Source organism: Robertmurraya massiliosenegalensis JC6 (genome assembly GCF_000311725.1).
Classification (GTDB): Bacteria; Bacillota; Bacilli; order Bacillales; family Cytobacillaceae; genus Robertmurraya; species Robertmurraya massiliosenegalensis.
Map to the genome: position 1 here is coordinate 28,848 of NZ_HE978519.1, position 24,151 is coordinate 52,998.

A 24,151-nucleotide genomic window follows, 5' to 3' on the forward strand; every position below is an offset into this window, starting at 1 on the left:
GACTCCCTTCTGCGGTCGGGGCCACGGTAACAGTTGTAGGAGGACTTATCCTGGGGGATGCAGCCATTCGTGCTGGATTCTTATCCCCAGGTATCGTTGTCATCGGAGCAATTACACAAATCTTTGGTTCAACTTTATCGAGCTTATCATTGGCTGGAACAATTAGTATCTTACGCTTTTTTCTTTTCATTCTGTCTGCCATGCTTGGCATTTATGGCTTCTTTCTTGGAATATTTATTGTGCTCAGCCATTTAGCCTCTTTGCGTTCATGCAGCTTGCCTTACTTGGCCCCAATATCACCTCCATTTAAAGACTTGGCCAACGCTTTGTTCCGATTACCTTGGCCATGGCGAAACACTCGACCGGACATGTTGAAGACACGAGATTCTACAAGACAAGGGGATAAGCAAAAATGAGGAGATATAAAAGTATGGTTGCACTTTTCCTTCTCCTCACCCTAACCGGTTGCTGGAGCAGATATGAAGTGCAAAACATGAACTATGCTACGGCTGTTGGAATAGACTATGTCGATGGCCAATACACCTTATATGTGCAATTGCTTGATTTCTCGACAGTGGCCAAGCTGGAGGGACAGCAAAAAGCGGAGCAGCCCCCGGTTTGGGTGGCCAAAGGCGAAGGTTCCTCGTTTACAGAGGCGGCAAATGATTTGTACAGTACATCACAACAGCGCTTAAACTGGGGACAAATCTCTGCCATCTTGTTCAGCGAGAGATTGATGAAGGAAAACAAAGTCGGAGAAGTGCTGGAATTGATCAACCGTTATCGTGAAATAAGATACTTGGCCTGGCTGTTTAGTACAAGAGAGCCTCTTGAAGAAATCTTGCTGGCAACTCCATTTTTTAGATTATCGCCAAAGGCATCCATTCTTCACAATCCCGAGCAAAGTTTCAGACAGTTCTCTATCCTTGCTCCGGTCCGCCTGCAACAATTTGTACTGGACTCAAACGAAAAGGCTAGAACCAGTTATATACCGGAATTATCGCTTCGCAAAGGTCAATGGCAGGAAAGTAATAAACCAAAAGAGCTGCTTAGATATTCAGGCGTACAAGTATATGATCTAAACAATTATTATGGACGAATGGATCTTAAGGATTTGTCGGGAATGCCCTGGCTAAGTACTCACACGATCCGAGTACCTCTTGATTTGTTTACCGAAGAGAAGCTTGCGGCTGTTCTTATCGCAGAAAAACCCAAATATGAAGTGACTCCTATTGTGAAATTGAACAAGGCGTATTTCGATATTTCAGTAAAAGTGAAGGCGGGGATCAATGAATTGCATACGGACCTTACCGAAAAGGAACTCACACAAATGGCTCAGGAAAAAATAGAGGAGCAAATCCGCAAAACGTATCAAACTGCTTTTAAAGAGGGTATAGATATTTACAATTTGGGCGAATCTTTGTATCGCAAACATCCACATCAATGGAAGAGCATTGCCACAGGAAAACAGCAACTCGTTTTAAACCAAGATTCCCTGCGCCATGTAAAGGTTGAGGTGAATATTGTTTACCCTGGAAGATATAAATTACATGAACATGGTGAATCCACCTCGTGATTCTGGCAAGTGAAATTATTAACTCACCTTGCTTCTTCTGCTTAGCGTTGGGGAAGCAAGGTTTTTGTTTCCAAAAAAATAGTTTAACGTTGTAAATCCGCATTTTCCTGACGGAACCCCAATTAGGGGAAAACATGTATTATAAGTCCTACGATACAAATGGCCTTATTGTGACTGATGATGAGCAATTTGCTTGCCGAATAGCCAAGGAAGAATTTGCATATCAGGATGTTGGATTTCTTCAAAACTTTTTTGACAATGCAGGTCAAATCATTGAAGAGAACAGAGACAAGATCATGCCGCCAATAGTTGGGCTAGCAGAAGCAGCAGAAATGTTAGGATGGGATAAGAGAAGAGTTAACACTTACGTATCCAGAGGAACATTTCCAGAGCCAATTCGAAAATTAGCGAGTGGTCCTATCTGGACTTATAAGCAAATAGAAGATTATAAGGATTCTTTAAAATAAAATGGCGGGGGCGATTAAAATGATTAAAAAGATTTGCGCTGCCGATGGTTGTGATAAAGAGTTTCTGCCTAAAGTTCCACATTCAAAATATTGCTCGTCTAAGTGTAGATCAAGAGAACACAAAAGAAGGATTTATGAAAAAAGAAAATCAAAAGGACTATGTTCTCAATGTGGCGGGCAAATGGACAACCCTAAGCATGTCTACTGCACTAAATGTCAGACGTACTTTCGTAAAAGGTACAAAAAATCTAATGCTTAAATAAAAATAAAAAGAACGGTATCAACACCGTTCTTTTATAAAAATAAAATTAAGTTTATTACAATCCACGCCCCAGTTGGACGACTTTTAACTAGATATAGATTAACATAGATGAATTTTTCTGTCAATTAAACCCTCATAAGCCCTTACACATTGAGAAAGGGCTTTTAATTAATCATCAAATAAAATTTTTTCTTTAATTTCATTATTTAAACGCTCGTTTATATGCTTCTCGACATATTCATTAACAAACTTTATTTTTTCTAATTCGATCTTCTCCGACTGAAAAATTCTTGCTAAGATCGTTGCTTTGCTTGTTTCAGTCCATTTATTCAAAGCATCTATTTCAAGTTGTTCCTTCACCTTTTTTTCCAGTCTGTCTTTTCTAATTTTAATTGCTATATCGTGATTGCTTTCCTCTAATGCTTCCATTTGCTTCTTTAATTTTTCATTTTCTTCGAGTATTTTTTCAATATCCGCAGCTCTATCGGAACTTTCAAGGAGCTTCTGCGCAAATTCATCTTTTAAGGCAATTTGTTTAGTGCCTTTCCCATCCACGTCGATCACTTGAAAAAGACCAGTATACATAATCCCTTCAACAAATTCAGTTAATTGTTCTACCTTACGACGTAGTTCCTGTGCTTCTGATTGCTCTTGTTCTTGCTGATAGCCAGCTTCTAAATCAGTTGATTTATTTATGACTCCTTTTCTTCCTTTGCCGACAACAACAGCAGGTTCATAACCTAATTCAACTAAAAGATCTACGGTACTCTTCCCTCTCTTTTCGATCAAAAGAAAAACAAGATGAAGTCTAAAGACACTCTTAAAATCCATTCGATAATACTTTCCAAAACGCTCTGGAGCAATATAATCAATTAAATCCGTTCTAAAATGATTGCGAATTGTAGAATCGGGCCTATTTAATATTTTCCCAGCTTCGACTGTTCCATATGAAGTTTCATGGTGCATGGAAAGGATCGACTCTGGAAACAATTCTTCATCATCCAATTTATTGATGAGACACATTTTATAAATAGGATCGTCCCTAAATTCCCTTTCAAGCGCTTCCCTCATATCAATTTGCTCTATTTCCATCACTCAACACCTTCAATCTCCGAATCTCATTAATATTCATACCATTAATAGTACACTTAAAACCCCATTGTTTCAATGGTTTAAAGGTTTTTAGGAGATTGGTAATTTCCGCTACACGCAGACAGACGATACCTAGCGTTTTGAATCTTTATGAATCACCCTCGTAATCGAATCATTCATATTCGTAATTATGATTCATTTACCCATTTGATTTATTCATACTTTTATTCTATTTATTCATAACTTTACCGCTGTATATCGTCCAACGCTCAATAGCGTTTGATATATCAAGACTTTCGCTATTTTAATGCTTGTGATTTTTATTGATTTATGTTGATTTTTAAATGGTCATTTATTTATCGCTTAAATTATCAATAATTTTCCTCATCGCCATTTTATGATTTCCTTTTTTGTATTCTTCAATGAAATCATAGAGAAGCATCTCTAATATTTTTTCTAGAGTAAAAGGATGTTCTGGAAACGATTCATCCATATCTGCTAATAATATTTCTCCACGTAATGCTTTTTTTCGAGTAAAAGATACTTCCAGTTGAACCGATGCAAGATTATTTTCTTCTGCAGCCATGAAGTAACTATGGAAGCGTTCATCACTATTAGCAAGAATTTTAACCGGAACCTTTTGAGAGTACATGTCATAAGTCATCATAAGAAACGAGTATGTTTTTTGAACATCATCCATTTGCCTTACATCATGTAAAAAACCATCATATAAAAGGGAGAGTAGATCACTTTGGTCAAAATAAATTTCACTTAATTCACGTACATCTTCACAAAAAGCTTCAGCTCGTAAATAAGTAGAGGTAGGGACAGACAAGATGTAATCTACATCTGTGTTCTTATAAAGCTTGTAAAATAGGCGTTCAAACCAATTATTTGGATTTTTTAAGGAAAGACTCTGAAGTTCGGACTGAATAAGGTTATGCCTACTAAAACTTCTCATTTTCCAATCCTCCTGATTCAACTTTAAGAACAGTCGTTATTATTCGGTGCGCTGCTTGTCTTAGGCTACAATCCCACTTAACCGAATATTCGAATAAAACATCGTAGTCTGGCTGGTGTAATTTCGCATGTACGCTCTTTTTATCGGTAGGGGAGTATTCAACTCGCCGATACTCTGTTTTTCTCCTTAAATACAAAGCTAGGACTTCTGAACAATACGTCGTCATGGATAATCCACGAGTTTTCGCTAGTTTTTTCAAAATTTGCCTCTGTTCGAGAGACAGGGGTATTTTTATGTCGTTTTTCGCATCTGAACGTTTCTTTCTTGGAGTAGATGTAATATTTGGTTTTTGTGGGTTCTGAGGTGGTTTCTTTTGAGAGGTTCTTCGATTAAACATTGGATTTAGTGATTTCATATTGATATTCCCCCAGGTTCATATTTTCCTATTTTCAAAGATTAGATCAGGGTCATGTGGTTAAGTGGTCATATGGTTAAAGTTTATGAGAGTAGGAGGGAGGTTAGAACAAGCCTTTTGTATAAACTTTGGAAGAATTGGCTATAATGCTACTAATGTATGAATAAACGAACGTTCTAAAGTAGAAAGGGGTTTTATTATGAAATCCAATAAAAGAAAAACGACAAAAGAGGATAAAGAACTGTATAAAGAATTTGCAAAGTTAGGGAAGAAAAGTAAAACTGTTAAGATTGTTAAAAAGAGTAGCTAAAACAAGAGAAACTGGCTTCTTCAATTTATGAATGAAACCAGTTTCTTTAAAGAAATGTATTAATATTTTCTTTTTCTTATTTCTTCTTGCATATATTTATGGTGCATATGGTTATACCATGCTATAAATAAAAAGCTTAATATAACAGCAGGCACCAATGATATAAAAAATGCTATCTCCTCAGCATTGCTGCGATACATAAACATATCAAAGAATTCTGTTATTACCATAAAGGTTAGAAAATAAATAACAACAAAGCAAACAAATAAAGCTCCACATCCAGCGTTAGTACCCCTAGGTTGTGCTCTCCATCCACTCATTTAGAATTCACCAACTTTAGAAATCAATATCATCTAAGTCTGAAGCCTTAACCATAGTTTCTGATTTGTTTGTGCCGAAGTCATCATCTAAATCGTCAAGAAGGCTCGTTTTTCTAGTTGGTGCAGTACCGGTTGAGAAGAAATCCGCAAATTCATCTAAGCCTAGGCTAGAAGCAGCTTGCTTTTTAGCATCTTCCTGTTCTTTCTCAATTTTCTCCCATTGTGCCTTTTCTTCCTGTAGTTGTTGGACACGTGAAGATGGAGTAGGAAGGACTGAAAGCCCATATAGCGTTAGATTTTCTAACTTGCTGTTCTTACTGATTGATAGGTTCACTTTAGTACTTAACAGATCTGAAGAATATTTGTAAACATCATCTGCAATTTTAGGCGAAATGTTCTTAGCATTTGGATAAAGAACCGAAATGGCCCCAGCTACAACATTCTTCATTTCATAATCAGCCAATACTTCATTATCCTTGTAAAGACTGGTTATTTTCTCTTCTAAGTTATCATCTGTGCTTAAGTCTGTAACTTTAGAAATGGATAACCACCCTGGAGTCGACCAAGTTGTTAATAACTCTGTTTTATCAAATACAGCTCTACCATCTAATAACGGAATTGTTGAAATTTCAGTTAAAGCTGTTGCAACGACCATATTACTGTAGGACTTCGCATCAATTTCTGTTCCTGCATATGTTTTTAATGGACCATTCGCATAGTAGTCATTCATTTTCTCATTATCTATAGCAAGGGCATTACCAATTTTTCCTTCATTCATAAATTTTTGGATTAATGCTACACCTGCAAGAGCATTTTTCCTGAAGGCAGAACCCTTTTCATCAGTTGAAGGAAAAGAGCAAATTACCCCTAAAGGAACCTTTCCACCATATAACGCACGAGCCTTACGAACTTGCGATAAATAGGTAAGAGCCACATTTAATGCACCGTTACCTGTACCACCACCAAGAGATACAGTCACCCATACAAATTCAGCATTTTGTACTTCTTCTCTTAACGCTACTTTTTTGTATAGTTCTTTATTTTCAACTGCAATTTGATGGCCCAACTGTGCATTTTTGTCTGTTCCTTCTAATTCAGGATATTCTTCACTTTTAGTAACAATTCTTCGGTCGTCTGGAATAAGTCTCTTATGCTCGTCCATATCAGATTTTGAAGAATTTAATAAAAATGTTGGAAAACCGAATCTAGACAATTCTGCTGCCATTCGGCCACCACCTTGCCCTAGCCCAATGATGGTTTGTTTTGGAAATCTATCTATTTCTGCAGTTACCTCATTAGAGAATACATGAGGTGAAAGCAATGCTTTTAATGCCCCCAGCTGTTCATTTTTTTCAAAAGGTCTCATTTTATTGTTCCTCCTCTAGTTTTCTTCTCTCTTCACTTAAAAGTGTACCTAGTTGTCTTCCGCGAATCGTTATGTAATACGGAGTTGCTGTTCCATCTTCTTTTTTTTCAATGAAGCCTTGGGCTTCTAACATAAGGAAAGCAGAGTCATATTTCTTTCGCATGTTGTGATAATCTTCTAATCGAGTTTTGACTAAGCCTCGATGATTTCTATTTTCGCTTACGACCTGTCGAAAGATATTGATTGAAAAATCATCAAGCTTTTTCCGCAAAAACTTTAGAGTATTTTCGTTGTACTCTATTTCATCCAAATCTATATATTTTTCAGAAACAGATTTTTCGTTACTCACTACCACAAACACCACCTTTTTCTCTATCTAATTATGAACCTTAAAGATTCACAATTATGTCCTCTTAAGGAACATTATAGTAAAAAGCCTATTATTGTGCAATTCTAAGTGACTATAAATCTGCTATAAATATAAAAAACTCAGTAAAAATTGAAAAAATCAATTAAAACCGAGTCTTTATGTACCTCAATTGTGTACCACAAATAAAAATCCTTTATTTATCTATCTTTGATACTCTTTTAACGAAAATACTTTGTTTTTTGGTTTCTTTAAGGAACACAATTATGGTACATAATCAAATTAATTATTATAAACGAACGTTTATTTTTGTTTATCGATAACTGCTAACATTTGTTGCCCTCGTATCGTTATGAAATACGGTCTAAATGTTCCATCTGGAATAATACGAATAAGCCCCTGTGCTTCTAATCGATTTAATGAACCATCAATTAGTTTTCTTTTTGAAGAGTAGTTCTCAAAGTCTGTTTTTCGTAATCCTCTTGTATTGCTTTTTTCTTGGACACCTTTTAAACAATTAATGTCAAATTCATCTAATTTTGACTGAAGGTATTCCAGTGTCTCGCTGGTATATGTGAAATTTTCCTCTAATTCATGATTGTATCGTTTATTTAACTTATCTGGTTGTGATGTGGCCATTCTCTTTTCTCCTTTCGATACTCTATAAATCCAATTTTATGTAATTGTACCATTAAACAGGTACATTGTATACTAAACCTTTATTTCACGCTATTTCCTTATAGAATTTCCTATATTTACATACCCTTTTCGGAAGGTTCTTGTATTACAATAGTCAAGGGGTGATTAATATGTATATTTCTCCTATGTTATTGCAAAAATCTCCTAATAATCTTCCTTTTGATGATGATAGGATGATTACTGAGCTCAAGCTAGACGGAATTCGCTTGATTTTAAGTAAATTTAATGGAATTACTAAACTATATACCAGGCATCATAACGAAGTGACTTCACGATTTAAGGAACTCCTCGACTTACCGTTACCTGACAATATTGTGCTAGACGGTGAATTAATCGTCACTGACCAACATGGTAAACCAGACTTTGAATCGGTTATGGAAAGATTTCATAGTAATCGTTCAACACATAAAATCCAGTATGCTGCTTTCGATATTGTGTATTATGACCGTAAAAAAGTAACACATCTGCCCTTAATTGAAAGGAAATCTATCTTAGAAAAGGTGATTCCTAAAGATTCAGCAATGTTGGTTAGCGTTCAATGGACGAACGGTAACGCTACTAATTATTTTGATTTAACTAAACAATTAGGACTGGAAGGTATCGTTCAGAAGGTTGCGAACTCAACTTATAAAATTGATGAACGGTCCTACGATTGGTTGAAGGTAATTAACTATTCATTTGCTGACAATATCCATATAGTAGGAGTGAGAAAAGATAAATTTGAGCTGTTGCTTCAGTTCCCAGATGGTTCAGTAGCTGGCACAATGGAATTCATGCCTAAAGAGCATAGAAAAATATTCTATTCTCTCCATAAACAGCTCATTATTAAAGAAACCGACAAGTATATCTACTTAGATCCTGTCTTGAAGTGCAAAGTTAAATATAGAAATCTTACGAAAAATGGCTATTTACGAATCCCATCCTTTGTTGAATGGTGTATCTAACAAAAATGAAAGTTAAATATATGATGTCAGACCTCTGACAAGTGACGATAAAAGGAAGGGAGAGAAGTTTATGTGTCCTCTCTCCCTAAATTATTTAGGCTTACTTTATCTTTCCCTCTGAGACCTTCATTTTGGCTCATATTAGCTTGGATTTTTCTATTTGAGAGATATAAGTCTCTTTTATGTTTTTTATCGGTACAGGGACTATATTTATGTGAGGATAATTCTTAAAACGTTCCTCTAATTCACTTCTATTTGCTGACCAGCACACTAAATCTACCTCTCTTCCATCTTGTTTATAGATGGATTCATGATAATTTAATTCTAATTTCTTTAAAACAGGAAGATTTAGGCTTAAATAATCCACTACATATGTTTCTTTATTTCCATAATCAGCTACATATTGGGTAAAAAGCTCTTTATTCCCCTTTAACATGATATGTTCATTATATAAACGAGCGTTTAAAATTTGTTCAAGGGTTGCTTTTCGTTCTTTTTCATCTCGACTTATACGCAATAGATTAAATCCGAAATTTTCTTTACCCATTGGAATAATCATTAGTTCTTTTCTCGCTAGAATCTTCTCATCTTTACTTACTGCATCGACTATCCTTTCGTATATGTTTGGGTTGTAACATAAGATTGCTAAACGATTTTTTTGAGGGAATTTTTGAATTTCAGTAATGAATCTATTTAGTGTTTCCTCTGCTAAACCGGCTCCTTCTATTTGTTCCTTTGAAAAGAATAAATACAACCCAATTTCTCGGCCATCACGCATTTTTAATCCACCACGCACCAGGTTGTTCCTGTCCATTTTATTCCGTAGTTTCCATTCTCTAGAATCATACATGTGTATACCATAGGGTGTAAGCGCTGCATATACTTCATTTGTTTGAATTGTGTACTTTAACTTGATTTTAGGAGGTCTATTGAATTTTGCTAGTATTCCATTTTCGATATATCCCTCATTTTTAAGTCTTTCTATGGCTTGATCCGTTACAAAATAGACTTTAGCTAACCTTTTTTTTCCACTGGAATCATATCCAGATGATAACCATTCCTCTCTTTCTAATTTTTTCAAGTATCTGTAAGCATATACTTTACTTTTAAACATTACTTCTACCAACTGTGATATCGTTAACCCTCTCATACGGTAGATTTCGTACAATATTTTACTTTCTTCATAGATTTTTTTATGTTCGCCTTTCATTTTTTCCCTTAACCCCTCTCATTTTATATTTAGCTGCCATCTATCCAGTCGTTTCAGTCGAATCCTTCGAGCATAGCTCTCATACTTCTTCCTCAACTCCTTAGTAATTCTGCCTATCTTGATTTTTCCATTTCACACGAAGCCCCTCACGTTTCTTCACGTATCTTTCCTGCTTTGGCTGACGCGCTTTCAATCGAGTCCGTCGAGCGAGCTCTCCTACCTCTCAATCAAGCCCTGTTTAGTTTATAACTCTATTTCTCCTTACCTCTATTTTTCAAAAATCTTACTTTAACCATTTTTCTCATAATTCGATTGGTCATCCTCTAACCAACCCTCTCCTACTTTTATGTATTACCTCTAAAATTGACTATTAACCCCATATAAAATAAGCATTTTTATGGTATAAACTATTTTTAAAAGAACGTTTACTTGAAAAGTGCTAAAATTCCTTATTATATCAATGGTTTAAATCTATATTATTATGTACCTATTATACGTATAAAGATAATTTTAATTTGATAGTTAGATTATACCATAAAAACAAGTGAAAATTGGCAAATAAAAAGTCTTAGATTATACCTATAATCAAGACTCATTTTAACCATCTAATTCTATTTTTTATCCTTGTTACTTAAGTTTATAATATCTATCATATTCTCATTGTTACCAACGAAGATTTCCGTATAAGGTTTTCCAGATGTTTTTTTACCATCCTCCATGTAAGATAAATTTTTCCAGTTGTCATCGGGAATAATTAATGAAGCTCTTAGTGCATTAAAAATAAATGAGTGAAATCGATTATCTAAATCTGTTATTATATTGTTTCCAAAATGTTGAACTATTAATATAAATACTTTATCTGAATTTGAAAAATTGGGTAAATCTTTTCTATTTTGAACTAATAGTTTTATTAATGGCATTTGGTAAATATCTTGCAGTGTATTGTAGTAAGCTAGTTTTATATTTTTGGTTTTTTTATAAACTGGTAAGAGAAAGTTTGTCTTTATCTTGAGTACTTTATCTTTAAGTTCTGTACTAATTTCATAAGTAATCATCCCTGTTTCTTTCATCATGTTTTTGTATTCTGGGTGAAGAGTAGGATCGTTATATCGGGAATATTCTTCCTCTACATTTTGTAAAATCTTATATTGTTCCGCTCTAAGAATTTCAATATACTCCAATTGCTCTAATGCTTTTATTGATGTTCTTTCAAGTTGTTCTATGGTTTTTGGAACAAGTAATATTTCATGTTTCCGATTATGTGATTTATTTTTTTTATTATCTTTTATCGTTTCGGATTCGTCCCAAAAAGAATCTTCTGAAGGCATAATGCTTCTCTCCTTTTATTCATTTTCTTTTTTTGCAAGTAATTCTTTAGTGAATGCCTGGACTGTTGATTCTACCCAAAATGGAGTTCCATTGACTGAAATATCTTCCAGAGGAAATCTCCCTGTGGGTTTTTTCTTCTCTCTACGATAATACGTTCCTAATTTGTTAGGAGTAAAATTTAAACCTTTATCATCCAAATATTTAGCAAAGGTTGTTTGGTTATATAATGTTTCTTCATCTAGTTCTCTAGCAGTAAGAAAAGCATTCCTTTTATTTTTAATTAATAAAGTATCTTTTTGAAAGAAATCAATCATAATACGAATCCCTAATATTAAGTCATCATCTTTTAGGTATTTATAGAATAATCCTGTATTAAAGCTATATTTATCGGGTTCAGAGATAAATAATGCTAACTGATGAAATACTTCCTCCGTATTTGTTAAAGGGACATCCTCCCCATTCATTCGTCTTTTTACATTTGGATAATTTGTATATACCTTTTCTAATGATTTTTTCATTTATGATTCTCCTTTCTATTTAGATACTCTATATAAACAAACGTTCATTTAAAACTAAATATAATCGCAACAGAAGTGTTCCTCTTCAGATTTTTATTAAAGAAGGAAAGATAACATTTAGCTATCTTTCCTTTTTTTACTAATTACTTCTATAAATATCATAAGCCCCATAAACATCATCGACGATATTTATAGTTACCAAATCATGTTTAACAGTTCCATTTGTCCACTCGGCTGTAAATAGAAAATGAACATTTCCTTTTGCTAGTTTTGTATTTAGCTGAGACATTTTTATATCATATATTTCACCTGTATAAAGAGGATGTTGAGATATAAGATCCTGTCCGATTACTATTTCTTCATTATCAACCTGCATTCCTTTGAATGTAACTGATACCTTTTTAGTAGGGTAATCTGTAACGGCTGCAGATACTAGAAATTTCTCCCCCGAAAGAAACACATTAGACGGATGGCCTACTTGTGCATGATATTCTTCCCATTCGGGAGTATGAAATACATATCCTACTATCTCTAAAGGTAAAACATGAATTTCTTTTGTTATAGCTCTGCTGACATTATCATCATCTGTTACTGTTTGTTCAATTTTAAATATGCCAGCTTCTTCTGTTTTAAATTCAAAATTTACTGTATTAAAATTATGAACTTGCCCTCTCGGTGTAGTTAATTTATAGACAATAGTAATTGGGTCTTTATCTGGATCTGTTGCTGTGCTAGTGATTTTTAAATTATCACCCTCATAATACTTGGTTTTGTCAAAAGTAAAATTTGGTACGGGCGCTCTATTTTGAACGACAATATTCTTAGATACAGAATGAGTGGAATTGCTTGCCCCAACATCGTCGTTAACCGTTAATCGAATACTCCAAGTCTTTTTCATATTTAATACTCTTGATGGATTTTTGGCTGTTGAAAACCTTACCCATGAATTTGAGTTAGGAGCTTTGTATTCCCAGACGTAACTCAATGTATCTCCATCAGCATCACTTGAAGTGTTTGTAAATTGAACAGTGGTATCGTTATAAATAGTTGTTGGAGAAAAACTAAAGTCTGCGACAGGTGGATTGTTAAGTTTATATAATCCTTGTCTTGTCGTAACTACATTTCCCACATTATCTTCTGCTTGTACATGTAGATACCATTGACCTTGTTTATTCTGTGTAGTGGTATAGTTTGTGCTTGTTGACCAACTAGACCACGATGACGGTGTCGCAGTTGAAGTTGTCCATGCATAACGAGAACGCTTGTATCCAGAATCAGCATCACTAAATTTCAATCTTACGACTATATTCGTGCTGTTCCAATCTCGACTATGGAAATTTGCTGTATCACCACTATTTCGAAATTGCACAGTAGGAGCTACACCATCGACTCTTAATTTCATCCCTGTACTGTTATAACCTACTGTATTTTGAGCAATGTCAGTGTAGTAATAGTGAACGTCATAATTATGTCCATGAGTTTTGGGTTTAACTGTCCAATTCACTCTACCATATTGAGTATTCTCAGTTCGACTGGCTGCATCAATAGATACGTGTGAACTCGTATAATTATTAAGCCGAGTTATATTTGTTGCACTGGCTAATGTGAAATTGTGATAGCTTCGAACATCTTGACTGCTACCTACTAAACGTAAATGTTGATATAGGTTCCCCGATTCTTGATCTCGTTGTCTTAAATTAATTGTTACATTTGTATTTGGCTGTACCCAATAATTATTCCCATTTTGATACGTCGAGGTCATACTATGTGAAATGTGTGTAGGTGGCAAATTTTCAGGAACAAAAGAGAGCAGTGCTTGAGTACCACCAAAACCCCAATAACCCGATTGAGCATACCTTGTAGAGTTCCCATCTTTCGGACTTCTTACCCCATACCAAATGGCTGTTCCTGTTTCATTACTATTTACTCTTGTATACGGTTGCCCCAATGTAAAATAGCGATCTGCTCCTAAAGAATTGACAATTTCACTAGCAGGTTGATTTTTATATGTTCTTCTTAATGCGTTAGTTGTCATCATAATAAGAGTATTTGTATTCATCCCACTACTTAATGAAACCTGTCCATGTTGATAAGAGAGATTACTAAATTCAAAAGGTACAATTAAAGGTACATAAACAACATGATTATTCACTTTTTTTATTAAATACATTTTCCATTGTGATGCTGTGCCTATATCGGGGAATAATTCATTGAGAGGTAAATAAGCATCGAAACCTACATTATCATATCTCATATTACAATCATCACTAAATCTATTGATTGCTCCACTTGGACAAGCATTCCACAAACTACCATCAGCTTGTTTGTTATAAGCTAAATCATCTGTAGCACTTAAATTAAGCTTTAAAGTGCTATACACTTTTAATGCTCCAGTCTTTACATTTTCAAGACCGATATATGTTTCGTTGTTAGATGATGTATGATGTGCATGTCCAGATAGAACTGCCCATCCAGTGAAGCGTACATAGGGTTGATTACCAGTATTGTTAAAATTCCTATTTGTGATAGAATATCCACCCGAAATATACTTATTATAATACACATCGTACATCAGACGAGTACCGTTATTTACACGATTTGTTTCTTTACCTCCTACTGCTCCCCAATTAGTTCTTAAACTACTTGGCACGTCATAGGGGTGTGATGCACCTAAAACTTTTATTTCATCTATTAATATAAAACCAACCAATAAGATGAAAATGAAACTGAACTTATTTAATAATTTCATTTAATTCACCTTTCTTTTTCTAAACCTCCAATACCCTACTCCGCTTAAAGCAATTATGATAATAAGACCACTGACAATCCATACTCCATTACCTTTTTTGCTGTTTTTATCGTCTACATCAACATCAAGACTTGCAACTAACTCTTCCGTTTCTTCTTCGACTTCAGCAACCGTTTCATCTTCTTCCTTCTTTTCAACTGTTTCAAATGCTTCAATTGCTTCTTCTTTCGTTTCTTCCTTATTTTCAACTGTTTCTGTAGCAGTTTTTTCTTCTACCTTAGTTTGTTCTTTTTCTGTGCTTGTTGTATTACTACTACTTTGAGATGAAGATGGTTTTGAAGTCGCGCTACTTGTACTCGTTTTGTTCGTACTGGTGTTAGTATTCGGCTTTGTAGGTTCCTGTTTTGGTTGAGTCGTACTTGTGTTTGATTTTGGTTCCTCTTGCTTAGGCTGAGAAGGTTTTGTTGGCTCTGGCTTCGGCTCTGGCTTCGGTTCTGGCTTTGGTTCTGGCTTTGGTTCTGGCTTTGGTTCTGGCTTTGGTTCTGGCTTTGGTTCTGGCTTTGGTATCGCTTTAGGGATAATAGTAACGGTTAATATAGGTTTAGGGTTAACTCCTAAAACCGGAACTGTAAACTGTTCACCATTTGATGATACAGTGGCAAATAAAGAACCACCTAAATTATAAGTATTACTTTCATCTACATAATACCCATACACATGACCATTACAGACTCCGCTAGGATAAGCAGGAGAATTAAAAGTATGTTTGTTTCCATCAATAGTCATAGTACAATCAGAACTAGCAAAAACATTAGTAAATGGTTGAAATAGTAACAATAGTAAACTAGCTATCAAGATCCTTAAAAAATGTTTTTTCATAGTATACTACCTCTCTTGTCTAATAAATTATTTATCTCTTAACTCTATTATACTATATTTGTGTTATATTTCAACATTAATTTGTTTTAAAATAATACATTTTTATTATGGATAGAAAATCATAGGATCATATGGAACACCATTTATTCTAGTTTCAAAATGCAAATGAGGACCAGTTGAATATCCAGTTGACCCAACAAGACCGATTACTTGACCACCTACTACCTCTTGACCTTTTGTTACATTCATAGAGTTTAAATGTGCATATCTTGTTTCAAAACCACCCCCATGATCAACAATGACTATATTTCCATATCCTGTTATTGTTCCCGCAAAAATCACCTTCCCATTTGTGGCTGAAACAACAGGTTTATTCAATATCCCTTCGATTGCTATATCTACTCCATTATGTGGTTGATACACATTTTTAATTGGATGAAAACGATTTGGATCGAAAGGTGATGTAATATTTCGAGTAAAAGGAACAACCCAAAATAATCCGTTTTCGTTTGCTACTATTCCTTCGATGACCGTAGTTGGTGGACTTGCCTTTCTATCTAAATTCACCTTATAGGTATAGGATGCTACCCTCCTAACTGTGTGTTCTGAATTTCTATTGAAGTATTTATCAACGTTCGTTTCAATAATGGCTACAATAGTGGGGCTTGTGAAAGTATCTTGAAAATTTAAAGAAGTTGCATTATAAGTGACTGGAAAAACTGAATTTGATTCATCCAAAACCTCAAATTCTATAATCTCGTAATCACTCTCTGTAAGACCTGTATTTTCATTAAAACTTTCTTTAAAAGCTTCCTTAGCTTTCGCATAATCAAAAGCAAATTTTCCTTGAGCTAATGAAAGTTGATCCAGGTGTAAGGCTGCGTCATGAACTGCTATTTCTAAATCTTCTTTTAAATATTTAGTTGCTCTTGCATGTGTAGATAAATCCATATTTGTCACAAGCCCCATAATTGCCATAACGACAACAGCTAATATTTTTACGATCAGATTCATGCTATTTCCACCTTAATCCTTATACTCGCTAAGAATTGTTTTTTGAACAGTGAAGGGTTCTGACGTATCAATTTTAAATAGGTCTATTACTGTCATTAGTGGTTTCGGAACAGTTATTTTAATAGCTAGTTTCTCTCCTCTAGGCGTGAGTGTTTCAGTCCCATTAATTTCGATCAGTTCTGGTCTATAATTATGGGTCTCTACAAGATAATCTCTCATTTCTTTGTATATTTCTTCGTCATATCTCCCTTTTAAACTAGCTTCTTTCTGTCCTTCATATATTGCTAGTTGTAATGATTCTTCAATCATCACTGCATTATTGTAAAGGGGTTGTTGGAAAATAGACCAAACAATCAAAGGTAGCAGAAGAATAAAAGTTACTACTTGTTCCAAATCAAATATCCCTCCTATATTAAAAAATCAAGCCATTGACTATTCTCAATGGCTTTTATAAACAATTTGTTTTCCTGGCAATTAGGTTAAAATGATTGGTAAAGAGTTAGTATCTTCTTGCTCGTAGTTGAAGGAACTTACATTTGTATTCGTAATTGTATTCTGAACTTCTGTACCTTTTCCAGTGATTGCAGGTGTAAGTTGATTAATAACTACCAATAAGAACAACGCGATTGCAGCTACAATTAATAACGTTTTTACAATAATACTTTCCATCTAAAAATCTCTCCTTTTATGTTTCCTAATTTTTATAAAAGACCGTTTGACATATAACCACTGAACATATTGAATACAAAAAATACAAGCCAACCAATGATTACTACACTGGTGAATGTGAAGAAGGTAAAGATAACTGTTTTTTGTTTGCCAGTATATCTTAGTTCATTTTCATAATAGGTAAATGAAAATACGTTCGATTCTGCTTCAATAATTTTTAAAGCTTCATCTTTAGTTGACTTATCTAATTTAATGAGAATATCACCTAGTATTTTTGCTGTTTCACCTCCAATTTCTTCATATAAAACGTTTTTCGCTTTTTCAGGTGACACTTTCCAAAGAGATAATATTCTAGAGATACTGCCCTGTATATGTTCAAACATGGGTAAAGATTCTCTCAAAATACTATAAACATTCACCTGTTGGGATGACTTCAAAGTATATAAATCAGCTTTTAATAAATCAAAAAGCGTAAAAACCTCAATTACCCTTTTCTTTTGTCTATTGGCTACTAAGCTATTTAAAATGATAGAAACAAGCGAATATTTTAATTTTGGTTCAGTCAGAAAATATAATCCAAGTGGATAAAAAATGTTATATAAACTGAAATCATCGCTCAATAGTGGTGCTACTACATAAGCCACTATTACAACTAAAATTAAGCACCATCTCAATACATAGAATCTAACAGCATTAAAATATGATATTCCAGTTGCCTTTAATCTTTTTTGTAATAGCGACTCTTGGCTCTCTTTAACAAATTTTTCTTTCTTTTCTTTAACACCTTTTAATGCTCTTAATCTATAAATTCGTCTTTCAGACAACGTAGTGATGTTTTTATATATGTGTATTGTTCCTAAAATGATAAGAGTTAAATAAAATGTGTAGAGAATTATTTTTACAATTAATGAACTTACTATGTGCCTTCCCTCCTTTCAACCATATTTAAGCTAAGACATTCTAAATATCTGCTCTTGGTTTACTAGTGATGTAAGCTGTTAGTACAGATATAACGCTCATGCTTACAGCCACAATGAAAATCGAGAATGAAGTCTTTTCAAAAAAGAAATGCCAAAAATCACGAATTCCGGTAATACGATAGGCTAAAAAAACAATTAAAGGTAATAGCGCTATAGGCAAGTATCCCATCATGATTGTTTCAAGTTTATCGGTTTTAGATACTTGCATATCCTTTTGTCTTTTCTTTATGTCGTTATTTAGGTCATTTAAGGGTAAGGAAATGTCTGCTCGATCTATCTGTGCTTTGATTAGTAATTTTGCAAATCGTTTAGCGTGAGTTGAGTTGATTGAATATGAAAGAACAGTAATCGCCTTTACAAAAGCTTCTTCACTTCTTTCTTTTTGCATAGAAGATAGCAATTTTTGATATATCTTTTTGAGGTCTCTATCTTCTGTATCTTTAATTACATTCATGATCGTGTAGTAAATATCTCTACCTGTACTTTGATAATTTTGAAGTAATGCATGGTATTCATTTAAAAAAGCAAGCTGTGTTCTTAGTCGTAATGTTGTTAACCGTAGCCTTATCACGATATAGGGAATACTTGTAAATACAATGCTAGTGAACAAAGAGAAAAGTATATCGCTAATTGATAACATTAACGCAGTTATACTGACTGAAAAAATTACCCCTATCAAAAATAAGAAATTAAACACATTCGCCTTTTCTTCTTTCTTTGAAATTGCGTTTAAAAGCAGTTCTAAGTGTTGAAAAATTGGATTTTGTGTATTCGATTTTTTCGAGTCCTCCGTTTTATTTAATTCATTGAGCCTTTTTAAACGTCGATTTCTTTTCCATTTCTTAAAACCTTTTTCAAGCTCATTTTGTAAAAAAGGACTTCCGATTAATAGCCATAATCCGTAAATAGCAAGTGAATACGAAACTATTTTTAAGAGAATTTCTAATACCTCAAACATCGCTTCACCTCTAGTCTTTGAAAATTATTTCTTCTACTGTTTCCTCTGTAATAGGATGTAATTTACTCATTTTCAGTAGATGAGAAATAACTTTTTCGGCTCTTTTTTCGTCAAATTTAAAAATTTTCTTTTTCAATTCATAAGAAATATTGCTATTGTATTCCCAACAATCACTTTTTTCGTTATATTTTATTAGATAATTAATCCATGCTTTATCTGTCATTCTGTTGTAGCAGACTTCATAAACAGTGGTTATTTTCTTTTGGTTTCCCTCAAATGTTTCCATTGTGATACCGATATCCAACTGTCTTGATACCCTTCTAATTTCATTAGATAGTCGTCTGTTAGGAAATTCATCTACGATGTGGCCCGCAATTTGTTCTGGAGTATTAGCTGGGTCGGTAATATGGTAAGTCATTAGCAAACCTGTGGAACCTCTCTCTGTTGCTTTCATTGCTCCCTCAGCCTCAATTCCCCTAACTTCTTGAAACATGATAAAGTCATGGTCAATTCTTAAAGCTAAGCGTATAGTTCCTTCGATATCATCTAACGTATAAAGGTCATGTACTAACCTTTCTGGGAAGTCTCGCTTAAAGTACGATTCGGGAGAAGGTTCTATATTAACAGCTACTTTTTGAGAATCTCTCGCACCGTAAAATGTTTTTAACATTGTCGATTTCCCCGATTCAACATGCCCTGCAATGATTGTGTTTAAATAGAGTTTTGAAAGATCGTTGAAGAATTCAACATCCTCTAATGCAATGGTTTTTCTTTTTGCTTGTTCCAAAAATGAAAAACTCTTGACAATAAACCTTCTAAACACGATTACTGGTTTAAAAGATGCAGGAGGAATGGAGATAGTTACCCTTGTTCCATTCTTCATCTCAATTTCTGCTCGTGGGTTTGATTCATTAATTTTGAATCCTTTATTTGCAACTTCCAAAGCTCTAAGGATTTCATAAACATGTTCATCATTTCTTAATGTTTCTTGCTGCTTTACAAATTGACCATCCACTTTAAACCATATTTCTTTTCCTATGATTTTCGCAGATGGTGAATCTGCTAATTTTTCCCATTTATAAAAAACTCCAAAACCATATATTTCATGAAAAATTGCACTAGCAAGAGAATCAAAGAAATCATAATGCGTGATACCTTGTAAATTGTTTTGTTGAAGGAATTCTTTAATTTCGGGTACTAATATACTTTGTGCTTTTTCATCTCCTAATATGGCGTTGTGTTCAATCTCTTGGCGTATTCTCTTTTCTTCATCCGTCAAGCGATCACTTGTATAAAGTTCCTCAAAATACTCCTTAACTAAAATAACAGCTTCTTGGAAATCGTTTTTTCTGACTTTCTTTTCTTCTTTTTCTTCTTCAAAAACTCTGTTTGTATCAATAAAATCATTAATATCAAATATTACTGGTGAATTTATTGTCATTCGCCTCTCTCCTACCCTCTACTAAAGAGTCTTTTTTTCTTCTTACCATTTGGTTGTGTAAGTTCAATTCCTGTGGCTGAAGATATAGACTTGGCAATGATATTAATAGAGTCCTGGTATGTGCTATACTCATTCATTTCATAATTATATAAAAGAGTTTGCTCTTTCTCTGCAATACGACCATAGTTACTTTCTTCAATCGTAGTTAACATCGGAACGCCAATCTCTTTGTTAATTTCTTTGCTATTCATCAATCCAAAATCATCATGATAATTATTAATGACCATTAAAAAATCAGATTTTTTGTAGCCGATCGGATATAACACATCATCATAAAATTGATTGAATTTTTTTATTGCCTTGTTTTGCTGATTTACTATCAAGAATCTTAAATCACTTTCTGTTAACGATTGAACCATTAAGGCATTATCGAAGTGACAACCACAGTCTATGAGAACAATGTCAAAATACTCTTTTGACAGCTCAATAAGATAGTTAACCTCTTCTTTTTTAAAAAGCCTTTCCATACGAGTGTTCTTATTCCCACCAAGAACATATAAAGAATCTTTTTCAACCATATGGAATAGGGATAAAAATTCGTCTTGATTACTAAGTAGTTGACTTGCCAATCTTGTTTTAATTTCATGCAAATAACTTCCTCGATAATCTAATTGATCCGTTCCATCATCCCAAGCATTTAATAAGAGCACTCCTATCTTGTCCTTTGAATGACTCGCTAAGTGTTTAGCAACACTTAAACAGGTAGTCGTTGTTCCGACGTTTCCAATAGACGAAAGGAAACAAAATACATTTGAACTATTATATTTCAAGGGATTGATAGTTTTTTCTATTACTTCAATAATTTGATCCGCTACTAACCTTGATGGTACGAGAACAATATCACGACTTTCACAAAACGCTTTCACTATTCTTTCTAAATTAGGCTCGTAATGATTTTGGAGCATATAGAAGGTCTTTTTTGTTTTCTGCAAATCCAGATTCGATAACTCGTCATAGGATAATAAGGTATCTGAGATTAAAAGATAATCTTCCGTAACCTTATCTAATGAGTGTATAGTTACCACTTGTTCAAAGAGGTTTTTTTCTTTGATTTTAGAAATCAAAATTTCGTCTGCTGATAAAACTTGTAATTTCACCTTTTTCTCCTTTCCTGTTTATAAATTATCTTTCATATTTATAAACAACATATAATTTGTACCCTTTTTCTGTATATTCTCTTAGTGTTTTTAACTTTTCTTCATTAGCGATTATCTCAATGTTTGCAACCGAACCAGTTGTTGCATTAGTATTTTCCTCAATTTCGCTTACTTCGGTGTTTGATTTATCTTTCACCGCAGAAACTCGAACATCAGCAAGTATTGGTTTATAATCACCTATTATTTTCATGTCTGACAGTTCACTATTATTAATTGGCTTTTTGTTTGTAACTTCTTCATTGTTCTCTGAGGTATCTGATGCTTCTGCTGTTACATTATTTTCATTTTGTTTTTGTGCATCAACCAATAACGAGCGAATTACATCTTGTTCTTGATCTGGTATTGCATAAAAATCAGCAATGAAAGTCCTCCTTAATGAACCAGGGACAGCAAACAACCAACTTTCGGGTACAGGAGCTATAAACTCTCCTTCTTTTTCATTAGGAATCAAATTATATTCATCAATTAGTTCAGAATATATTTGTGTACCTTTTTTTATCGAAATCGCTGCGTTCTTATTAAGGACTAATCCTGTGTCTGTTGGGATAATAGCGTCCTTAATCATATTGTCCTTTCTAATGGTCACAAGTTCTGTATTTTCCTCTGTCAGTAATTCTTTGAAGCTAATATCCTCTTTAGCTACTAAAACATCAACGGTGTTAATCTTTTCGCTAAAGTAAAATTCATACGATATTAGCGATCCTATTCCTATCCCTAAAAACAACAATGGAACAAGAATTTTTGCTACCTTTTTCATTTATCTTCCCCTTTCTATTGATAGAAAATTATTTAATGTTTGTTTCTAAATTAAAGTATAGATAAATTTTTCAAAGGCAGAGTGCCAATAATTTTTCTCTAGTAAATTTTCCATTAGCGAAAAAACAAAAAAAGGAACGAACCTTTATTCGGCTCGTTCCTACACTCTACTGAAAAATCCTCTTTTTTTCTTTTTTCTGTACTTTATTTCTTCTTCCAGTCCCATTTCTTTTAATAATCCATCGTAGACAATAATAAGTTCTTCTTCTACGTCTCTGCTAATGTCATATGGAATTTTTTTATCATAATATGCCTTAAAAATATGTTCATACGGTAATGAGATACACTGATGTGAATTAGCAAGGTTTAGTTGCTTTATTTCTTTCTTTGGCAAATACGATTCGTAACGATTAAGCAAAAAAGTTACTTCTGTCTGGTACCTTTCATCTTCCTTATATTCTTGGAAAAATGCTAACCTTTCTATATTCGGATTAATCATTGTCGGCATTAAATCCGTTACTACTACTACATGGTGAAAAACCGACAGTAAATCTATAAACGAAGATTCATAATTAAGATTGGCAGAAGGAATATATCCAAAGTCCATAATCTTTATAGAATGTTTCCCTGTATTTATGTATCTTAATAACTGTTCGTTTGTGAAATCTGTAATACACTTACTTTCATAATCAGTAGCATATATATGAATGTTTTCATATATTGGTGCTTGTTCTAAAAATATCGGTTTCCGATCACAAATTAAATGAGGAACACTAATTTGCTGTTTTTTTAAGGTATCCCCATTATAGTCAAAGAAATCAAATACATCGGAAAGATACGTTCTACCTTCACTATGAATCGGATATTCATAAACTCCAACATCTCTTCCTTTATCACTTAGGAAACTAGCAAAATTTAAAGAATGAAAAGTTGATCCAGCTCCTTTTGACAAGGAGATAAAAGCAACACTTTGTTGATTTAAAGTAACATATTTCTCAATTACTTTTGTTTTTGGTAGATGGACACTGAAAGAAAATGAGTCAGCCAGTCTTTTAATACCAGGAAATTTTTCTTCTTTTTGATTTGACTTGCCATCTTCTTCCTCTTCTATTTCTATCTCAGATAATTCTAAATCGGGTGAGCTTTGTTTTTCGTTAGGTTCTATAACCTTATACTTTAAATTGTCATTGACCTTTTCTTTACTATTTTCATGGACAATTAAATCCTTCACTAAATCTTTTACATCAGCTAAGGTCTTGGGAGTTTCAATCCAGCCTAAAATGGACTGGATTGAAAAATTGTCCTCAAAATGAAAATCATAAATACTCAAGCTCATTAAATTTCTCTGCATTTGCTTCATATGTTTGAATTGCGAAGGAAGATTAATGATTAATCGCATATTAGGATTATTGAAACGTATTTCACTTAGATACTCGGTATATTCTTCTGCCTTTACTTCAACTGGCACTTCATCATCAAAAGCATCAATGAACAAGGCTATTGGACTTTTATTCCCAACACCAGTGGCGTAATGATAAAAAGTTTCTAATGAATAATCTCTATTCTCAATTTTGTATCCTTCTTTTGCTAGTAAATCTGCTATTTTTTCCATATATTCTTTCGGTAAGATTACATGAATTCTATTTTCCATA

General features: G+C 33.7%; 25 protein-coding genes. 4 read left to right on the forward strand and 21 right to left on the reverse strand.

Annotated features, from left to right (window positions below; translation table 11 throughout):
• Window positions 1-50 precede the first annotated feature (50 nt).
• The 3 genes from BMSHG_RS26825 (at window position 51) to BMSHG_RS23190 (ending at window position 2,043) form a co-directional block, all read left to right on the forward strand.
• Window positions 51-416: a spore germination protein gene (locus BMSHG_RS26825; protein WP_235776441.1), complete on the forward strand. Its 366-nt coding sequence runs from the start codon at window positions 51-53 to the stop codon at window positions 414-416.
• 14 nt (window positions 417-430) lie between these two features.
• Window positions 431-1,576: a Ger(x)C family spore germination protein gene (locus BMSHG_RS23185; protein ID WP_026073598.1), complete on the forward strand. Its 1,146-nt coding sequence runs from the start codon at window positions 431-433 to the stop codon at window positions 1,574-1,576.
• Window positions 1,577-1,710: 134 nt separating this feature from the next.
• Window positions 1,711-2,043, forward strand: coding sequence for a hypothetical protein (locus BMSHG_RS23190; protein WP_019156850.1), 333 nt, complete (start codon window positions 1,711-1,713; stop codon window positions 2,041-2,043).
• A gap of 430 nt (window positions 2,044-2,473) precedes the next feature.
• Here the strand turns inward: BMSHG_RS23190 and BMSHG_RS23200 are convergent, their stop codons facing one another.
• The 7 genes from BMSHG_RS23200 to BMSHG_RS23235 form a co-directional block, all read right to left on the reverse strand.
• Window positions 2,474-3,397 carry a hypothetical protein gene (locus BMSHG_RS23200; protein WP_019156852.1) on the reverse strand — a complete coding sequence of 308 codons (924 nt, stop codon included), beginning with the start codon at window positions 3,395-3,397 and terminating at the stop codon, window positions 2,474-2,476.
• Between the two features lie 352 nt (window positions 3,398-3,749).
• Complete coding sequence (locus BMSHG_RS23205) at window positions 3,750-4,358, reverse strand: hypothetical protein (protein WP_019156853.1); 609 nt, start codon at window positions 4,356-4,358, stop codon at window positions 3,750-3,752.
• Window positions 4,345-4,773: a hypothetical protein gene (locus BMSHG_RS23210; protein ID WP_019156854.1), complete on the reverse strand. Its 429-nt coding sequence runs from the start codon at window positions 4,771-4,773 to the stop codon at window positions 4,345-4,347. The genes BMSHG_RS23205 and BMSHG_RS23210 overlap by 14 nt, the downstream gene beginning before the upstream one ends.
• Window positions 4,774-5,142: 369 nt before the next feature.
• Window positions 5,143-5,403, reverse strand: coding sequence for a hypothetical protein (locus BMSHG_RS23220; RefSeq protein WP_019156856.1), 261 nt, complete (start codon window positions 5,401-5,403; stop codon window positions 5,143-5,145).
• A gap of 16 nt (window positions 5,404-5,419) precedes the next feature.
• Window positions 5,420-6,769 carry an FtsZ/tubulin family protein gene (locus tag BMSHG_RS23225; RefSeq protein WP_019156857.1) on the reverse strand — a complete coding sequence of 450 codons (1,350 nt, stop codon included), beginning with the start codon at window positions 6,767-6,769 and terminating at the stop codon, window positions 5,420-5,422.
• A 1-nt stretch (window position 6,770) separates the two neighbouring features.
• A complete protein-coding gene (locus BMSHG_RS23230; RefSeq protein WP_034659314.1) occupies window positions 6,771-7,118 on the reverse strand; it encodes a hypothetical protein in 348 nt (115 codons plus the stop codon).
• A 321-nt stretch (window positions 7,119-7,439) separates the two neighbouring features.
• On the reverse strand, window positions 7,440-7,775 hold the full coding sequence (locus BMSHG_RS23235; protein ID WP_019156859.1) for a hypothetical protein: 336 nt from the start codon (window positions 7,773-7,775) through the stop codon (window positions 7,440-7,442).
• 170 nt (window positions 7,776-7,945) lie between these two features.
• On the opposite strand from BMSHG_RS23235, the gene BMSHG_RS23240 reads away from it, so the two are divergent.
• Window positions 7,946-8,779, forward strand: a complete 834-nt coding sequence (locus BMSHG_RS23240) for an ATP-dependent DNA ligase (RefSeq protein ID WP_019156860.1) — start codon at window positions 7,946-7,948, stop codon at window positions 8,777-8,779.
• 136 nt (window positions 8,780-8,915) lie between these two features.
• Here the strand turns inward: BMSHG_RS23240 and BMSHG_RS23245 are convergent, their stop codons facing one another.
• The 14 genes from BMSHG_RS23245 to BMSHG_RS23310 all read right to left on the reverse strand — a co-directional run bounded on the left by BMSHG_RS23245 (window position 8,916) and on the right by BMSHG_RS23310 (window position 24,150).
• The gene (locus BMSHG_RS23245; RefSeq protein ID WP_019156861.1) at window positions 8,916-9,989 is read right to left on the reverse strand and encodes a helix-turn-helix domain-containing protein; all 1,074 of its coding nucleotides are present in this window, start codon (window positions 9,987-9,989) and stop codon (window positions 8,916-8,918) included.
• Window positions 9,990-10,600: 611 nt separating this feature from the next.
• The gene (locus BMSHG_RS23250; RefSeq protein ID WP_019156862.1) at window positions 10,601-11,317 is read right to left on the reverse strand and encodes a hypothetical protein; all 717 of its coding nucleotides are present in this window, start codon (window positions 11,315-11,317) and stop codon (window positions 10,601-10,603) included.
• A 15-nt stretch (window positions 11,318-11,332) separates the two neighbouring features.
• Window positions 11,333-11,836 (reverse strand): hypothetical protein, encoded by a 504-nt coding sequence (locus BMSHG_RS23255; protein ID WP_019156863.1) that lies wholly within the window; start codon window positions 11,834-11,836, stop codon window positions 11,333-11,335.
• 139 nt (window positions 11,837-11,975) lie between these two features.
• Window positions 11,976-14,585 carry a PKD domain-containing protein gene (locus BMSHG_RS23260; RefSeq protein WP_019156864.1) on the reverse strand — a complete coding sequence of 870 codons (2,610 nt, stop codon included), beginning with the start codon at window positions 14,583-14,585 and terminating at the stop codon, window positions 11,976-11,978.
• Entirely contained in the window at window positions 14,586-15,464 is an 879-nt protein-coding gene (locus BMSHG_RS28840; RefSeq protein ID WP_019156865.1) for a hypothetical protein, read from the reverse strand.
• A gap of 105 nt (window positions 15,465-15,569) precedes the next feature.
• Window positions 15,570-16,478 carry a M23 family metallopeptidase gene (locus BMSHG_RS23270; RefSeq protein WP_019156866.1) on the reverse strand — a complete coding sequence of 303 codons (909 nt, stop codon included), beginning with the start codon at window positions 16,476-16,478 and terminating at the stop codon, window positions 15,570-15,572.
• 12 nt (window positions 16,479-16,490) lie between these two features.
• Window positions 16,491-16,871, reverse strand: a complete 381-nt coding sequence (locus BMSHG_RS23275) for a hypothetical protein (RefSeq protein ID WP_019156867.1) — start codon at window positions 16,869-16,871, stop codon at window positions 16,491-16,493.
• A gap of 81 nt (window positions 16,872-16,952) precedes the next feature.
• The gene (locus BMSHG_RS23280) at window positions 16,953-17,147 is read right to left on the reverse strand and encodes a hypothetical protein (protein ID WP_019156868.1); all 195 of its coding nucleotides are present in this window, start codon (window positions 17,145-17,147) and stop codon (window positions 16,953-16,955) included.
• Between the two features lie 32 nt (window positions 17,148-17,179).
• A complete protein-coding gene (locus tag BMSHG_RS23285; protein WP_019156869.1) occupies window positions 17,180-17,971 on the reverse strand; it encodes a hypothetical protein in 792 nt (263 codons plus the stop codon).
• A gap of 136 nt (window positions 17,972-18,107) precedes the next feature.
• Window positions 18,108-19,085 (reverse strand): hypothetical protein, encoded by a 978-nt coding sequence (locus BMSHG_RS23290; RefSeq protein ID WP_019156870.1) that lies wholly within the window; start codon window positions 19,083-19,085, stop codon window positions 18,108-18,110.
• Between the two features lie 10 nt (window positions 19,086-19,095).
• On the reverse strand, window positions 19,096-20,526 hold the full coding sequence (locus tag BMSHG_RS23295; RefSeq protein ID WP_019156871.1) for an ATPase, T2SS/T4P/T4SS family: 1,431 nt from the start codon (window positions 20,524-20,526) through the stop codon (window positions 19,096-19,098).
• Window positions 20,527-20,537: 11 nt separating this feature from the next.
• On the reverse strand, window positions 20,538-21,683 hold the full coding sequence (locus tag BMSHG_RS23300; RefSeq protein WP_019156872.1) for a P-loop NTPase family protein: 1,146 nt from the start codon (window positions 21,681-21,683) through the stop codon (window positions 20,538-20,540).
• A gap of 25 nt (window positions 21,684-21,708) precedes the next feature.
• The gene (locus BMSHG_RS23305; RefSeq protein WP_019156873.1) at window positions 21,709-22,500 is read right to left on the reverse strand and encodes a CpaB family protein; all 792 of its coding nucleotides are present in this window, start codon (window positions 22,498-22,500) and stop codon (window positions 21,709-21,711) included.
• 159 nt (window positions 22,501-22,659) lie between these two features.
• Window positions 22,660-24,150, reverse strand: a complete 1,491-nt coding sequence (locus BMSHG_RS23310; protein WP_019156874.1) for a hypothetical protein — start codon at window positions 24,148-24,150, stop codon at window positions 22,660-22,662.
• Window position 24,151 lies beyond the last annotated feature (1 nt).